General features: G+C 67.8%; 14 protein-coding genes. 5 read left to right on the top strand and 9 right to left on the bottom strand.

The genetic code is table 11. The features are described from left to right. The first annotated feature begins 45 nt into the window (after window positions 1-45). Together BN13_RS02910 and BN13_RS02915 are read left to right on the top strand one after the other, a co-directional pair. A complete protein-coding gene (locus BN13_RS02910) occupies window positions 46-1,623 on the top strand; it encodes a carbohydrate-binding domain-containing protein (RefSeq protein ID WP_084733892.1) in 1,578 nt (525 codons plus the stop codon). Further along, a complete protein-coding gene (locus BN13_RS02915) occupies window positions 1,623-2,555 on the top strand; it encodes a phosphodiester glycosidase family protein (protein WP_048544292.1) in 933 nt (310 codons plus the stop codon). The genes BN13_RS02910 and BN13_RS02915 overlap by 1 nt, the downstream gene beginning before the upstream one ends. 225 nt (window positions 2,556-2,780) lie before the next feature. Here BN13_RS02915 and ligA read toward each other — a convergent pair whose 3' ends face one another. Next, window positions 2,781-4,931 carry an NAD-dependent DNA ligase LigA gene (ligA, locus tag BN13_RS02920; RefSeq protein ID WP_235433915.1) on the bottom strand — a complete coding sequence of 717 codons (2,151 nt, stop codon included), beginning with the start codon at window positions 4,929-4,931 and terminating at the stop codon, window positions 2,781-2,783. 57 nt (window positions 4,932-4,988) lie between these two features. Between ligA and treY the strand changes: the two genes are divergently transcribed. Both treY and BN13_RS02930 read left to right on the top strand, forming a co-directional pair. Next, window positions 4,989-7,433: a malto-oligosyltrehalose synthase gene (gene treY / locus BN13_RS02925; RefSeq protein WP_048544294.1), complete on the top strand. Its 2,445-nt coding sequence runs from the start codon at window positions 4,989-4,991 to the stop codon at window positions 7,431-7,433. Between the two features lie 197 nt (window positions 7,434-7,630). Further along, a complete protein-coding gene (locus tag BN13_RS02930; protein WP_048544296.1) occupies window positions 7,631-8,209 on the top strand; it encodes a DJ-1/PfpI family protein in 579 nt (192 codons plus the stop codon). Here the strand turns inward: BN13_RS02930 and BN13_RS20145 are convergent. Next, entirely contained in the window at window positions 8,184-8,507 is a 324-nt protein-coding gene (locus BN13_RS20145) for a GNAT family N-acetyltransferase (RefSeq protein WP_235433916.1), read from the bottom strand. The two genes, BN13_RS02930 and BN13_RS20145, sit on opposite strands and share 26 nt — an antisense overlap. Next, complete coding sequence (locus BN13_RS20150; RefSeq protein WP_235433917.1) at window positions 8,500-9,222, bottom strand: AAA family ATPase; 723 nt, start codon at window positions 9,220-9,222, stop codon at window positions 8,500-8,502. The genes BN13_RS20145 and BN13_RS20150 overlap by 8 nt, the downstream gene beginning before the upstream one ends. Window positions 9,223-9,314: 92 nt before the next feature. Here BN13_RS20150 and BN13_RS02940 point away from each other — a divergent pair, with 92 nt between their 5' ends. Beyond that, window positions 9,315-10,820, top strand: a complete 1,506-nt coding sequence (locus BN13_RS02940) for a long-chain-fatty-acid--CoA ligase (RefSeq protein ID WP_048544298.1) — start codon at window positions 9,315-9,317, stop codon at window positions 10,818-10,820. Between the two features lie 88 nt (window positions 10,821-10,908). Here BN13_RS02940 and BN13_RS02945 read toward each other — a convergent pair whose 3' ends face one another. The 6 genes from BN13_RS02945 to BN13_RS02970 form a co-directional block, all read right to left on the bottom strand. Next, complete coding sequence (locus BN13_RS02945) at window positions 10,909-11,436, bottom strand: universal stress protein (RefSeq protein ID WP_048544300.1); 528 nt, start codon at window positions 11,434-11,436, stop codon at window positions 10,909-10,911. 12 nt (window positions 11,437-11,448) lie between these two features. Further along, the gene (locus BN13_RS02950; RefSeq protein WP_084733532.1) at window positions 11,449-12,855 is read right to left on the bottom strand and encodes an MFS transporter; all 1,407 of its coding nucleotides are present in this window, start codon (window positions 12,853-12,855) and stop codon (window positions 11,449-11,451) included. Next, window positions 12,852-13,343 (bottom strand): SRPBCC family protein, encoded by a 492-nt coding sequence (locus BN13_RS02955; RefSeq protein ID WP_048544302.1) that lies wholly within the window; start codon window positions 13,341-13,343, stop codon window positions 12,852-12,854. Before BN13_RS02955 ends, BN13_RS02950 begins: the two co-directional genes overlap by 4 nt. Window positions 13,344-13,442: 99 nt before the next feature. After that, a complete protein-coding gene (locus tag BN13_RS02960) occupies window positions 13,443-14,402 on the bottom strand; it encodes a DMT family transporter (protein ID WP_048544304.1) in 960 nt (319 codons plus the stop codon). After that, a complete protein-coding gene (locus BN13_RS02965; protein WP_048544306.1) occupies window positions 14,399-15,388 on the bottom strand; it encodes a uroporphyrinogen decarboxylase/cobalamine-independent methonine synthase family protein in 990 nt (329 codons plus the stop codon). The genes BN13_RS02960 and BN13_RS02965 overlap by 4 nt, the downstream gene beginning before the upstream one ends. Window positions 15,389-15,428: 40 nt before the next feature. After that, window positions 15,429-16,091, bottom strand: coding sequence for a pyridoxamine 5'-phosphate oxidase family protein (locus tag BN13_RS02970; RefSeq protein ID WP_048544309.1), 663 nt, complete (start codon window positions 16,089-16,091; stop codon window positions 15,429-15,431). Window positions 16,092-16,108 lie beyond the last annotated feature (17 nt).

Below are 16,108 nucleotides of genomic sequence, written 5' to 3' on the forward strand. Positions count from 1 at the left end.
TGAGTAGGTCCACAGCAGAACACCCCGCCGATGCAGGAGCTTTCGATGCAACCGCCCACCAAGATCACCAGTGCCGTGATCGCCGTCGCCGCCGCTTTCGGGCTGGCCGCGTGCAGCACCACGGTCACCGACTCGTCGGCCGCGACGAGCGCGACGAGTACCTCCAGCACGACCTCGACATCCTCGGGCGGGGCCGCCACGGCGGCGAACGCCGCCGCGTCCAGTTCAAAACTCCTCGCGGACAACGTCACGTCGCACGCCGAGGCGGACGACGCGGCATACGACTCGGTGGATGCGACCATCGCTCTCAAGGACGGCGCGAGCACCACCAGTTCCGACGCCGGGGTCGCCATCAGTGGCGACACCATCACAATCAGCGCGCCCGGCACCTACCAACTGAGCGGAACCCTCAGCAACGGTTCCGTGGTGGTGGCCAGCGATGCCGAAGGCAAGGTTCGCCTGGTCCTGGACAACGCCTCGATCACCAACTCGGCCGGCGCTGCCATTGCCATCACCGCGGCGGATGAGGTCGTGGTGGTCCTGGCCGATGGCACGACGAACGCGCTCGCCGACGGCACGGCATACGACACCTCCGCCGAGGACGCCCCAGATGCGGCGCTGTTCTCGATGGCGGACCTCACCATCGCGGGGTCGGGTGCGTTGACGGTCACGGGCAACACGAATGACGGCATCGCCAGCAAGGACGGCCTGGTCATCCAGGCCGGGGATGTCACAGTAACGGCCGCGGATGATGGGATCCGGGGCAAGGACTACCTCATCGTCGAGGGCGGGACCCTTAACATCACCGCAGCCGACGACGGTCTGAAGTCCGACAACGAGGCCGATGACACGGTCGGCTATGTGCTGTTGACCGGTGGGTCGGTCACCGTGTCGGCCGGCGACGATGGCATCCACGCCGAAGGTGATCTCGGGATCAGCGGCGGCACCCTGACCGTCACGAAGTCCAACGAAGGCATCGAGGGCGCCAATATCGTCCTCGCCGGCGGGGCCACCACCATCACCGCGAGCGACGACGGCGTCAACACCTCCTCTGGTTCGGGCGGAGGCGGCGGTATGGGCGGTGGCCCAGGCGGCGGCGGCATGCAGGACGACGGCTCGCTCCTGCAAATCAGCGGCGGCACGCTCGTGGTCGATGCCGGCGGAGACGGTCTCGATTCCAACGGCTCAACGGAGATTTCCGGCGGCACCATCGTGGTCTCCGGGCCCACCAGCAACGGCAACGGCTCCCTCGACTCCAATGGCGGCATCACCGTCACCGGCGGCACCGTGGTAGCCGCGGGCTCAGCCGGTATGGCGGAGTCGCCCAACTCGGCCTCGACCACCGGCTGGCTTCAAGTGAACTTCAACCCCGCCGTCGCGGCGGGCGAAACCCTGAGCATCGTCAGCGACGGCAAGGTCCTGGCGAGCTTCACGACGACGAAGGAGGTGGCCAACCTCGTGTTCGCCAGCCCAGATCTCAGCTCGACCGGCAGCTACGACATCTATCTCGGCGGCACGCTCGCCTCGGACAAGGTCGGCACATTCTCGGCGGGTGGCTCCATCGACGGCGCCGCCAGCCTCGGCACCGTTACGGCGGGCCAGGCCACGGGAGGGATGCGCTGATGGCTTCCTCAGTCTCGCGCCGCGCCGCGCTCGGCGGTGGCCTCGCCGTCCTCCTCGGCGGGAGCGGCACCGCGGGATGGGCCCTGAACCGCTATGTGATCGACCACGCGGAGGTCACCAATGCCTCGGAGCAGACCTCCACCGCCATCGAGGCAGTGCAGGCGTCGACCAAAGCCACCACGAGTACGGCCACGAGTTATCAGAGCGACACGGCGACGATCTCGATCAAGACTGTCGAGACCGGGTCAGGCAGCGACAAGGTGACCTATTACGTTGCCGATATCACCGTGAGCGATGCGACCATCGTGAAGTCGGCCTTCGCGGACGACAGCTTCGGAACCAACATCATCGCCTACCCCTCGGTCATCGCCGAGCAGGCGGGCGCGGTGCTGGCGATCAATGGTGACTATTACGGCTTCCGCGAGACGGGCATCGAGATCCGCAACGGCATCATCTATCGCGATGCCGGGGCACGTCAGGGGCTCGCGTTCTATCAGGACGGCTCGATGAAGCTCTATGACGAGACGGCGACCAACGCCAAAACGTTGCTGTCACAAGGGGTTTGGCAGACCCTCTCGTTCGGACCCGGACTCCTTCAGGACGGCAAAATCCTGGACGGCATCGAGGACGTCGAGGTGGACACCAACTTCGGCAATCACTCGATCCAGGGACAGCAGCCCCGCACGGGTATCGGCTGGATCGAGGACAACCACCTGCTGTTCGTGGCGGTCGACGGCCGCAGCTCCGGCTACAGCCGTGGCGTCACGATGACCGAAATGGCCGAGATCTTCGCCGGCCTCGGCGCGAAGGTGGCCTACAACCTTGACGGCGGCGGCTCCACGGCCATGGTGTTCAACGGCGCCCTCGTCAACAACCCGCTCGGCAAGGGAAAGGAGCGTGGCACCAGCGACATCATCTACATTGCCGGCTAGGGCCCCGACCAGCGTGGCCACCGCGCGCCCAGCCCGGACCGCACGCCCTCACGACCCCGCCCCGGCGGGGTCGTGAGGGTTTTTCGCACCTGGTGAGGCTTTCGCCGCGGCTGGTGAGGCTTTCGTGCGGTGGTGAGGCGCTATAACGCCTCACGAGCGCGAGAAAGCCTCACCAACCGCACAAAAGCCTCACCAGACCGTATGCCGCGCGGCCCGGCCAGCCGGTCACGGCGCCGGATCCGCGGCTCCCGTCTCCAACAGCCGCGCGAAGCCCGCTTCGTCCAGGATCACCAGACCGAGTTCGCGCGCCTTGGCCTCCTTCGACCCGGCGCCGGGACCGACGACCACGAAGTCGGTGTTCTTCGACACCGAGCCGGCGGCCTTGCCGCCGCGCGCGATGATCGCCTCTTTGGCCGAGTCTCGGGTGAAGGTCTTCAGCGAACCCGTGACCACCACCGTCTTGCCGGCCAGCGTCGGAGTGATGGATTCGTCACGTTCGTCTTCCATGCGCACGCCGTCCGCCGCCCACCGATCCACAATCGCCGCGTGCCAGGCGTTGTCCGGGCGGTCGAACCAGTCACGGACCGCCTCGGCGATGACCGTGCCGACCCCGTCGACCGCCGACAGTTCCTCAACACTCGCCGTCCGGATCGCCGACATCGACCCGAAATGCCGGGCCAGTGCACGCGCGGCGGTCGGCCCGACATGACGGATCGACAGCGCCACCAGGACCCGCCACAGGGGTTGCGTTCGGGCAGCCGCCAGGTTGCCGACCAGTCGCAGGCCGTTCGCCGACAGCACTCGGCCATCGGTGACCGCCTCCGGCGGATCAGTCTTCTTCGCCGCCCGCGTATACAGCGGCACGCGAGCGATCTCGTTCTGCCCCAACGAGAAAAGCATCGATTCGCTCGCGCCGCCGAGGTCCGGATCGACCAGCACCCCCGACTCCAAGAGCGCCACGGCCCCCTCCCATCCGAGGGCCTCGATGTCGAAGGCGCCCCGTCCCGCCAGCCCGAACAGCCGTTCGCGCAATTGCGACGGGCAGAAGCGGGAGTTCGGGCAACGGATGTCCTTGTCACCCTCCTTCGCCGGCGCGAGGGTCGTGCCACAGGACGGGCATTCGGTGGGCATCACAAAGGCGCGTTCGGCACCGGTGCGCACGGCCACCACCGGCCCGAGAATCTCCGGGATCACATCGCCGGCCTTGCGCAGCACAACTAGATCACCGATGAGTACCCCCTTGCGCGCCACTTCCTCGGCGTTGTGCAAGGTCGCCTGCGTCACCGTCGACCCGGCGACCACGACCGGCTGCATGACACCAAATGGCGTCACGCGCCCCGTCCGCCCGACGTTCACCTGGATGTCGAGCAATCGCGTGTTGACTTCCTCCGGGGGGAACTTGAACGCGATCGCCCACCGGGGCGCTCGCGACGTCGCCCCGAGGCGGCGTTGGAGCGCGGTCTCGTCGATCTTGACGACGACACCGTCGATCTCGTGCGCGTTGTCGTGCCGGTGCTCGCCCGTCGTCGCGATGAACGCCAACACGTCCTCGATGCTGTCGACCACGCGCAGACTGGCGGAGACCGGCAACCCCCACTCGCCGAGCAGGTCATACGCCTCGCTCTGCCTGGCGAAGTCCAGGCCGCGATGCGCACCGATGCCGTGGACGAGCATCCGCAGATCCCGGCTCGCGGTCACCCGCGGGTCCTTCTGACGCAGGGACCCCGCCGCCGTGTTCCGTGGATTCGCGAACGGCGGTTTGCCGGCCGCGACGAGGCTCGCGTTGAGGTCGGCGAACGCCGCCAACGGGAAATAGACCTCCCCCCGCACCTCCACCAACTCGGGAATGTTGTTGCCCTGCAACTGATCCGGTATGCCGCGGATCGCCCGGACATTGAGCGTCACGTCCTCTCCGGTGCGCCCGTCCCCCCGGGTCAGGGCCCGGGTGAGGCGCCCCTCCTCATACAACAGGTTCACGGCGAGACCATCGATCTTGAGTTCACAAAGGAAGTGGTATGCCAATTCGCCCGCCTCCCGCTCGACCCGGGAAGCCCACGCGCGCATGTCCTCCTCGCTGAAGGCGTTGTCGAGGCTGAGCATCCGCTCCAGGTGATCGACGGCTTGGAATTCCGTGGAGAAGGCCGCTCCCCCCACGGCCAGGGTCGGGCTCTCGGGAACGCGGAGGGTCGGGTACGCCTCTTCGAGTTCGTTCAGGCGCCGGATCAACGCGTCATACTGCCCATCGCTCAGGGTCGGCGCGTCCTTGACGTGATACGCGAACTGGGCCGCGCTCGCGCGCTCGGCGAGGTCGGCCCATTCGTGCCGCGCCTCTTGGGGAACCTCGAGATCCTCCGGCACTGTCACGTCATCGCTCACCGTCCCATCCTGCCGCAGCGACCGCCTCCTGCCGCTCACTGCCCGTAGGCTCCTGTCGTGCGCAGTCACCGGCCGGGTCGGGGCAACCGGGTGCCGATCTCCACCTACCGAATCCAGTTGACCCCTGACTTCACGTTCGAGGATTTGGCCGGACAGGTGCCTTATCTGGCCCGCCTGGGGATCACCGACCTCTATCTCTCGCCCATCCTCGAATCCGGCCAAGGGTCGGTGCACGGCTACGACGTCACCTCACACGCGCAGGTGAGTGCCGAAAAGGGCGGGCGCGCCGGCTTCGAGCACCTGGCCACGACGGCGCGGGAGCACGGCATACATCTGATCGCGGATGTCGTGCCGAACCACATGACGGTGCCGACTCCGTTGTCTCGCAACGCACAATTCTGGTCCGTCCTACGCGAGGGCGAGCACTCCCCGCACGCGCATTGGTTCGATGTCGATTGGTACACCCAGGATCATCACCTCATGCTCCCCGTGCTCGGGGCGCCGTTGGCCGCCGTGCTCGCGCGAGGCGAGTTGACCCGTGGACGTGGCGGCCCGGGCGGCGATGAAGAGGTGCTGCGCTACTTCGAACATGAGTTCCCCCTGCGGCCCGGCACGGAGCATCTGGCGCTGCCCGACGTGCTCGACGCCCAGCCCTACCGGCTCGCCCACTGGCGCGAGGGTGAGGACGGCCTGAACTACCGGCGCTTCTTCGATGTCACCACGCTGGCGGGGATTCGGGTCGAGGAGCCGGACGTCTTCTTCCGCACCCACGCTTTGTTGTTGGACCTGCTCGACACCGGCCGGCTCTCCGGGCTGCGGATCGACCACCCCGACGGCCTCGCCGACCCTGGCGGTTACCTGGCGCGGCTCGCCCGCGCCACCGGCGACGTGTGGGTGGTGGCCGAGAAGATCCTCGAAGGACACGAAGAACTCCCGAGCGACTGGGCCTGCGCCGGAACCACCGGCTACGACGCCTTGGCCCGGGTGACCGGGCTCTTCACCGACGCCGGTGGCGCGGACTCCCTCACCGAGACGTATGCCGCGTTCACGGCCGAGCGTCGTCCCCTCACCGACATCATCGACCAGGCGAAAACCGATGTGGTTCAGGGGGTTTTGGAGGCGGAGGTCGGACGGTTGGTTCGGCTGCTGGGCTGGCTGCTGCCTGGCGTCGACGACGAACCCCTACGCCGCGTAGTGGCCGCGCTACTCGTGGCGATGGACCGCTACCGCATCTATGTTCCCCGGCTCGGGACCGCACCGGCAGACGCATCCGAGCTGATGCACGCCTGCGCCGCGCGGGCGGCGGCAGCGCTGACGGAGGACGATCATGAGTTCCTCACGGCGGTCGTCTCGCTGGCCCTTGGGGAGCCCACGAGCGACACCCGCCCGGACCAGGCGGCCGCGATCGCCGACTTCGTCACGCGCTTCCAGCAGACCTGCGGCCCGGTGATGGCCAAGGGCATCGAGGACACGGCCTATTATCGTTATCAACGCCTCGTGGCCGCCAACGAAGTTGGGGGCAAAGCCGGTCGGATTGGACTGTCCGCCAAGGAGTTCCACGAATATTGCGGTGAACGACAGCGCACGTGGCCGGTCACCCTGACCGGCTTGTCGACGCACGACACCAAGCGCTCAGAGGACGCCCGGGCGCGAGGGTTGGCGATGAGCGCGCACGCCGACGCCTGGCGGGAGTGGGTCACCCTCGCCACCGAACTCGCCAGCCCCCACCGCAGTCCGCTGGTCGACGCGTCCACCGAATACCGCCTTTGGCAGGAGTTCGTATCGGTCTGGCCGATCTCGGGGAGCCGGGCCACGGCATACGCCCAGAAAGCGGTGAAGGAAGCCAAGCAACACACGACGTGGACCAGCCCGGATCCGGCGTACGAGAAGGCCGTGGAAACGCTGGCGCTAGGTCTGGTCACCGACCCGGAAGTGGGAGCCCACGTCGAGACCTGGCTCAGCCAGATTTCGGCGACGGAACGTGTGATCGTGTTGGGGCAGAAGCTGGTTCAGCTGACGATGCCGGGTGTGGCCGACACCTACCAGGGGTGCGAGATCCTCGATCGATCCCTCGTCGACCCGGACAATCGCCGCCCCGTCGACTACGAGCGCCGGAGCCAGTCATTGACCCGCCTCGACGGCGGCGCCGCGCCTGCGGACCTGTCCGCCGAGAAACTCCTCGTCACCAGCACGGCGCTGCGGCTGCGCCGCGACCACCCCGAGTGGTTCGTCGGGAGTGGCGCGACGTATCTGCCGCTCCCCTGCCCGGACGAGTCCGCCGTCGCGTTCGCGCGCGGCGATGATCGAGGACCCGCGGTTGTTGTCGTCGCCGCACGTCCGGCCGCCCGCAACTCCGTCCCCGACTCGTCCAGCACCGCCGTCGTCGATCTGCCGACGGGACCCTGGATAGACCTGCTCGGCAAAGCGACACATGCGGGTGGGCCCACGCAACTCACCGATCTCCTCGCGACCAGGCCGGTCGCCTTGCTGAGGCGATCTTGAACTGACCAGGCGCTAACGCCCCCGTGGCCGCGCTTGGAGCCTTAGCGTCATGGCACTGCCAACCGGCACAAACATGGAGGTCAAGGCATGAATTCGGGTTTGATTTGGACCATCGTCGGCGTCCTGCTGATCATCGCCCTACTGATGTGGATCCTGCCGCAGATGTGATGGCGCGGCCCGCGGATAGGGTCTGAGGCATGGGACAAGTCGTGCTCTATGCCTTCGACACCATGGCGGACTGGGAGTACGCCTACATCACCACTGTGCTCCAAATGGAGGCCCGCGGCGGCGACGACCGTTATCGCTTGGTCGTCGCCGGCGCGGGCACCGAACCCGTGACCACGCTGGGCGGGCTGCGCGTGCTTCCCGAGACGACGCTGGACGACCTCGATGAGAGCGATGTCGACCTGCTCCTCCTTCCGGGTGGCAACACCTGGTTGGACGGGGAACACAGTGCGGCGCTCGCCCTCGCGGGCCGTCTCCTCGACTCGGATCGCCAGGTCGCCGGCATCTGCGGGGCGACCCGGGCCCTCGCCCGAGCGGGGCTGCTGGAGCATCGCGCGCATGTCGTCGATGCGGATGCCGACGAGCCGGACTACCCCGGACGCTCGGCCCGCGTGCACGCCTCGATCGCCCATGACGGGCCGCTGATCACCGCCATTGGCGAGGCGCCCTTGGAGTTCAGCCGGGCCGTCTTCATGGCGCTGGACCTCGACGATCAGGCCGGGATCGACGGCTGGTATGCCTCGTTCAAGGGCGTGCCGGACGCGCGGTGAGGCGCGTCAGGAAGCAACTATTCGGATCCTCCACATAGGAGCCAAAGCGGCCCGTCGCCGTGAAGCCGGCCGCGGCATACAGCCTGCGCGCAGGCGCGAAGAAGTCCATGCTCCCGGTTTCAAGCGATAGCCGCTCGACGCCGCGGTTGTCGGCGTCGGCGAGCAGGAAGGCGAGCATCGCGCGCCCGTGTCCGCGCCCGCGGGCGGCGGGGGCGACCCGCATACTCTTGATCTCTTCGTGCCCCGCTCCGAGGCGAGCAAGCGCCCCGGTCGCGACGATCTCGCCAATCTCAGCCACCGTCCGCTGGTCGAACAACTGGCTCTCCCCCAAGGCTTTCCACGTCGAGCGCGTGACGGCTCTGCGGTGGCGCCGTCGGTTCCAGCTCGTCCAGGTGCGCCTGGAGGAAGGTGCGCAGGGCCGGGTCACTCAGGTCGGCCCGGCTGATCCCGGTTGCCGTGGGCGCCGGCTCGCCGAGGTCCGGAAGCGTCGGCCACCGGTCCGCCGCCCAGGCCGTCCAGCTCCCGAATGGCGCGGGCGGGGGCGGCAGCGCGGCATACGACATCTCGTGCTCGGTGGGGACTTGGTATGCCGCGAGGAACCGGTCGTGGTCCGCCTCGCTCATCTCGAAGGTCTCGTGCGGGACGGTGCGCCACCGGTGCTCGGCCCGGCGGCGGCGCTCCCGCTCCTCCAGGGTCAGGTAGTGGAGTGCGAAGGTGCCGCCGGCCAGCGCCGCGATGGCGCGCACGGCATACCGCTCATCGGGGGACCAGCAGCCGAAGTCGAGGATCGCGTCGCTAGCCGAGAGCAGGGCGCGATAGGCGACCCAGACGAGCCGGCCCTCGAGGATGTCGCGGCGTCCTCCGGCATCGGACTCACCGAAGAGCGGTTGCATCCACTCATCCGGGCTGAGGCGGATGGCGTTGTCGCGGTGCTCGATCTGCCGGGCGAGGGTCGTCTTGCCGGTGCCAGGCAGGCCGGTGGTGAGATGGAGCACCGGCAGGCGGGGACGCATGGCGCCGATCCTCGCATCTGTCCCTCCGAGCATGCACAATGGCGCCCACAACCCATTCCGCCGGCCGCGGACCAACTCCAGGAGGGTCGACGATGACCAACCTCGCGACGAATCTCGTCACGACCGCCGAGCAGCACCCCGACAACACGATGATCGCGATGGGCGGCAAGCATCTGTCGTATGCCGTGATGCACCAGCTCGCCGCGAAGCTCGCCGGCGACCTCAAAGCCTCCGGCATCGAGCCCGGCGACCGGGTAGCGCTGATCCTGCCCAATGTGCCGGCCTTCCCGGTGGCCTTCTTCGCCACGCTGTATGCCGGCGGCACCGTGGTCCCGATGAACCCGCTGCTCAAGGCAGGTGAGATCGACTTCTTCTTCACCAACTCCGGGGCCAAGATCGCCTTCGTGTGGCCCGACTTCGTCGATGAGGTCACCAAGGGCGCGGCCAACTCCGGAACCCTGGTCGTGCCGTGCGACCCGATGGGTCCAGTCGGGGATCTGTTGACGGCCGGCGAGCCGATCACGTCGCCGGTGGAGCGTGCCGATGACGACACGGCGATCATTCTGTATACGTCGGGCACGACCGGCCGGCCCAAGGGTGCCGAGTTGACGCACGCGAATATCCATCTCAACGCCACGCGCTGCGCGAATGACATCGCGCAGATCACCACCGATGACGTCGTGATGGGCTGTCTGCCGCTCTTCCACGTCTTCGGCCTCGTCGTCGGCATGCACGCCGCGGTCATCGCGGGTGCCTCGCTCGCGCTGATCCCCCGCTTCGACCCCTCCGACGCGATCAAGACGATGGCCAACGAGAAGGTCACCGTCATGCTCGGCGTGCCGACGATGTATGCCGCGATCCTGCACCACCCCGAGAGCGACAGCTTCGACGCCTCCAACCTGCGCACCTGTTGCTCCGGCGGCTCGGCGATGCCGGCGGAGGTGCAGCGGGCGTTCGAGGAGAAGTTCGACGCCCAGATCCTCGAAGGCTATGGACTGTCGGAGACCTCGCCCGTCGCCTCGTTCAACATGCCGGGCCGGCCGACGAAGTCCGGCACCATCGGCGTTGCCATCCCCGGGTGCGAGATGAAGCTCCTCGACGAGGACGGCAAGGACGTCGGCGTCGGCGGGGTCGGCGAGATCGCGATCCGCGGCGACAACGTCATGAAGGGCTACTGGGACAACCCGGAGGCGACCGCGCAGGCCATCCCCGACGGCTGGTTCCGCACCGGCGACATGGCCACGGTGGACGACGAGGGCTACTACACGATCGTCGACCGCAAGAAGGACATGATCCTGCGCGGCGGCATGAACGTCTATCCGCGCGAGGTCGAGGAGCTCATCTACACCCACCCCGACGTGCTCGAGGTCGCCGTCGTCGCGGTGCCGGACGAGCTGCTCGGCGAGAATGTCGGGGCAGCTATCGCCTTGCGCCCCGGCGCCACCGCCACGGTCGAGGAGGTGCAGGCCTGGACTAAGGAGCGGATCGCGGCCTACAAGTACCCGCGCACGGTCTGGCAGGTCGAAGAACTGCCTAAGGGACCGACCGGCAAGATCCTGCGCCGCGAGGTGCACGCGCCGGTGGCCGGGGCAAGCTGACGCCGCAAGGTCCGTCGAGATAGAGAACTGCCCGCCCTGACAAATGCAGGGCGGGCAGTTCTGGGTCGACGGAGCCGCCGGGTCGAATTCAGGCCTGCGGGATGTCGTCCTCGGTGATCCTGGCGCTCTCGGGCACCTCGAACTCCGACTCGCCGCCGACCGGCCGGACGATAAGCACATCGCACGTGGCCTTGCGTGCCACCTCTTGCGCGGTGTTCCCGAGCAGTCGGTCGGCAAGCGAGCGGTCATGCACGGCGCCGAGGACGATCAGATCGGCTCGCTGGCTTGTCGCGACCTCCAGCAGTGCTTTCGCCGGATCGCCATCAACCAATTGGGTGGCGACGATGGTGGCGCCTTCCCGTTCGGAGACGGCCACTGCGGCGGCGATCGCCGCCGAGGCAGCTGCCCGACCCAGGACCTGACCGACTCGAGAATCACCGCCGATGGTGGTCACATTCTTGGCCTCCTCACGCCGCGACAGATCGGCGAAGGCACAGATGATCACCAGGTCCGCGTCGTCGCGCTGTGCCAGCCAGGCTGCCCGGGCCACCGTCGGCCCGGCCAGGTCGGACCCGTCGGTGCCGACGACAATGGTGCGATAGTCCTTCTTGGTCATGGGATTCTCCCGTCAGTGTCCGCTGCTGGGCATGTAGTTCACGTCATCGACGTCCTTGACGATCGGCGGCTCCTTGATCCACTGCATCGCCAGGGCAGCGATCGCCAGGAAGACGCCCGCGAACATGATGGCGTTGTTGGGGTTGTCGCCCAGGAAAGTGGAGTAGATCGTGCCGAAGGTTAGTGACTGGATGAGCATGGGAATGACGATCATCATGTTGATGATGCCCATGTAGACGCCGTACCGCGTCGAGGGAATCATGCGCACGGCCATGATGTAGGGCACGCCCATGATCGAGGCCCAGGCGATGCCGAACCCGATGATCGGGATGAACACCAGATATTTGTTGTCGAGGTGCGGGAAGATCACCAGGCCGATCGCGGCGAGGAGCAGGCAGGCGCTGTGCACCATCTTCGCCCCGCGCCGGCGGGCGAAGGCGACGAGCGCGAAGGCCACGCTGAAGGTGACGATGTTGTACCAGCCGTTGACCAGGCCGGTCCAGCCGACTGCTTCGTCGAAGGCCGCCGATTCGGTGTCGGTGGTGTTCCACACCGACTTGGCCAGCGAGGCCGTGACGAACTGCCAATAGCAGGCCAGTGCATACCACTGGAAGAGATAGACCAGGGCGAGCTTGCGCAGCTCGGTCGGCATCTCGACGATGGCCTCCTTGATCTCGGCGATGGCCTTGCCGACGCCGCCGCCCTCGGCCTTCTTGGCCTGGATGGCCGCCAATTCCTCTGGGGTGGGCGGGATCTCGGGTGTCCGCAGCACCGATATCAAAACGCTGCCGATCGAGCAGACGGCGCCCAGCATGAACGAGCCGAAGACCCAGTAGGGAATGCCGGCGTCGGTGCCGCCGGAGATGATCTTCTGGAAGACGAAGAGCGAGATGTTCGCCAGCGTGATGCCGAAGCCGGTGAAGAAGGACTGCGCGAGGAAGCCCTTGGCGAGCTGGCTCGGGGGGAGCTTGTCGGCGATGAACGCGCGGTAGGGCTCCATCGCGGTGTTGTTGCTCGCATCCAGCAGCCACAGCAGCAGGACGGCCATCCAGATCGCCGAGACGAAGGGGAAGAGGAAGAGGCAGATGCTGCAGCCGAGGGCGCCGATGAGGAAGAACGGCTTGCGCCGGCCCCACCGCGGGCTCCACGTCCGGTCCGACATGGCCCCGATCATCGGCTGGATCAGCAGGCCGGTGATCGGGCCGGCCAGGTTGAGCAGCGGCAGCGCGTGCCCCTCGGCCCCGAGCTTCTGGAAGATCGGGTTCACCGCGGTCTGCTGCATACCGAAGCTGTACTGGATGCCGAAGAAGCCGAAGTTCATGATGAGGATCTGCGGCATCGTCATCAGCGGCTTCTGCCGCACGATGGTGGTGTGCTGCAGGTTGCCCTCGCCCTGGGTGGCGACCGCGTCGGAACTCATGCCCGGCCCCCGTTCGCGTACTCGCCGGTGCCGGCGAGGAAGTTCTGCAGCCGGGTCAACTCCTTCTCCCAGCCCTCCCCGTGCCAGCCGGCGACATCGGGGTCGTACGGGCCCTGGATGATGCGCACGAGCGTGCCTTTGCCCTCGCGGCCGTAATTGGTGAATTCGACACGCAACTCGAGCGGGACGTTGGGGTCGATGCCGGGGTCGCCGGTGATCCGTTCGCGGGAGACGAAGACGTCGGGCTCGAAATACTCCGAATAGACGCCGTCGGTGACGACACGCGTCGTGGGGTCGTTGTCGCGGATCTTGACGTGCGTATGCCGCCCGCCCAGCTTGAGGTCTCCGCCGACCGTCTCATCCTCGACGTGCCAGCCGGGTGAGCCGCGCCAGCGCTTGAGCTGTTGCGGGTCGGTCCAGGCCCGGAAAACTTCCTCTCGTGGAAAGTCGAACTGCCGCTCGACGACCACCATGACGTTGGCTGTCACAAGACCTCGATCCCCTTCGACTGCCGTGCACCTGCACGGATGGCGTCAGCCAGCATCGCACGACCAGCGCGCGATGTCTACCGGAAGATTGGCGGTCGGTCAGGACGCTTGGCCCGGACGGCGCCGACGCGGTGCGGAGTTGATGACGAAGGCGCAGGCCAGCACCACTGCGAAGCCGAGAACCTGTGCGGTTCCTAGGTGTTCGCCCAGAACGAAGACGCCGAGCAGCACCGAGACGACCGGGATCAGATAGGTCACGGTCGTCGAGACCACGGCGCCGGCCGCCCGCACGACGTCGTACTGCAGCACGTAGGCGATGCCCGTGCCGACGAAGCCGAGAGCGGCCACGCACAGCAGCGCCAGCCAGACCGGGTGGTCGGCCGTGTGCGCCCCCGGAGCGAGGGACCAGGGCCGCGGGAAATTCTCTCGTGCGATCAGCCACCACACGAGGGTGACCGGGACCATGAGCGCCGACCCGCACAGGAGCAGCGCGGCGGGCTGCGAGAGTCCACCCAAGTCGGCGTGAGCGAGGAAGCGCCGGTTGTAGGTCCAGCCGAGCCCGTAGCACGCGCCCGCGAGCACGACGATGAGGAAGCCGAGCGGGTCCGGTCGCCCGGCGGCATTCCACGGCTCGGCGATGATGACGACGCCCACGAACCCGACGAGGACCGCGGTGAGCTTGCGCCCGGACAACCGCTCCGACGGCAGCAGCGCGAGCGCGAAGAGCACGGCCGCGATCGGCGTCGTCGCATTGCCGATTCCGGCCAGAGCGGAGGAGACCCGGGTCTCGCCCACGACGAATCCGGTGAACGGCAGCGCGGTCAAGAAGACCGAGGAGACAGCCAGGTGACCCCAGACACGCCGTTCCCTCGGCAGGTGGGAACCGGTGGCCCGCAACAGGATCGCCAGGATGAGCGCGGCGGCGAAGATGCGCCCGGCGGCGATCTGGATCGGGTGCAGCGCGGCCAGTCCGACCTTCATGAAGAGGAAGCTCGAGCCCCAGATCAGCGCCAGGGCAAGGAATTTCGCTTGCCATGGAATGCGTTGATCGGTGCTCATCGAGTGGCTTCCTCTGTCAGGTCGCGGGCGAGATCGATGGCGGTGCGCTGCGTATGCCGTGCGCCCGCCACCGTGGAAGACGCCAGACCGCACGCGGGTGTGAGGGTCAGCGCGTCGAGATGTTCCGCGGCGAGCCCGACAGTCTCGAAGGCGTCCAGGACGAGGCGCTTGCCGCGTTCGACGGAGGCCGTGCCGTCGGTGGGGAGAGCGCCGGCATAGAGCCCGATCCCAGACTCGATGGTCGCAGCCAGCGACTCCCAGCGCGCGGGGGTCGCGTCAGTGACGTCGAGGGCCAAGGCCGCCGCTGCGGTGTTGCGCAGCAACGGGATTGGCGCGCTCGGGTGGCAGCAGTGGATGACGACGGGGGCCGACTGCGCCTCGACCAGGGCGCGCAGCCCGGTCCCCACGACCTGCGGGTCGACGGCGCGCACCCGGCCGTAGCCACTGGCATTCGGGAGCAGCCCTTGCAAGACGGCGGGCAGGGACGGCTCATCGAGTTGGATCACCAGGTCGGCGCCAGGAATCAGGCGGCGGGCGTCCGCGGCATACCGGCTAATGCCCTCGCTCAGTGAGGCGAGCAGATCGCGGGTGGCTCCGGGGTCGCTGACCGAGCGCTCGCCGCGGTTGAGTTCGACGGAGGCGGCGAGCGTCCAGGCGCCCGCGACCTGGAGCTTCAGGGGGCCGGTGTAGCCGTCATAGGCCTCGGCGAGTTCGTCGAGGTCCTGTCGGATCAGCGCGGCCGTGCGGGCGGCATCCTTGCCGGGCCGGTCGACGAATCGCCAACCGCTCGGCTGGAGGTCGACGTGCAGGTCGACCAACAGGCCCGCGCCCCGGCCGATGAGGTCGGCGCCCGGGCCGCGGGCCGGGGTTTCGGGCACGTATGGCAGTCCGAGCCCGTCCGCGTCGAGCAGCAGGTCGCGTGTGGTGAGGATGGCTTCGCGAACGTCGGTGCCGGGCCAGGAGCCGATGCCGGTTGCGCGCGTCACCGCGACATCATCCCGGAGTCGAGGACGCCGCGCGAATCGCTCACGGAGCGGGGCGGGCGGCGATGAATCGCTCGACGGATTCCGGGATCGGGCCGACCGACCACGGGGCCGGGACCGGCGCACCGGCAACCGTGTTCAGGGGTATGACGCCACACCAGACATCGACGGGGCCGGGCGGCTCGCCGGGGTCGCCATCGCGCTGCTTCATGATCCAGTTGTCGTCGCCGATGGCCAGGGCCAGGCCCGCCGTCGCAGCCTCTTCCTTCTTGGTCGACGGCGGCACTTCGGCATGACGTCCCGGGATGATGTGCTCCGAGATCGTCTCCAGCGCAGTGGATTTCGCGTCTTGCGAAAGAGTCTCCAGGTGCCCGCGGATCACCACGGAGCGATAGTTGGCTGAGGACTCGAAGGTCGTCTCGGCGACCACGAGGCCATCCATCACGACGACACAAAAGGCCGCGGGGGCGCCCGCCGCAACCTGCCGCAAGGCGCCCGCGCCCGACGAGCCGTGGAGCAGAATCCGGTCGCCGTCACGGGCATACAGCATGGGCACGACCCAGGGCTGGCCATCCACGACCGTGGACAGGGTGCCGACGAGCTGGCTGTCGAGCAGCGCATCGAGTTGCTCTCGGGTGCCGAGACCCCGATCGGGCTTGCGGGTCAGGCGGGAGAGGCGGTCGGCGGCGGCGCGGAGGGAGCCCATCCGCGCATCACATCACA

Origin of the sequence: Nostocoides jenkinsii Ben 74 (genome assembly GCF_001046875.1) — a bacterium.
GTDB lineage: Bacteria > Actinomycetota > Actinomycetes > Actinomycetales > Dermatophilaceae > Nostocoides_A > Nostocoides_A jenkinsii.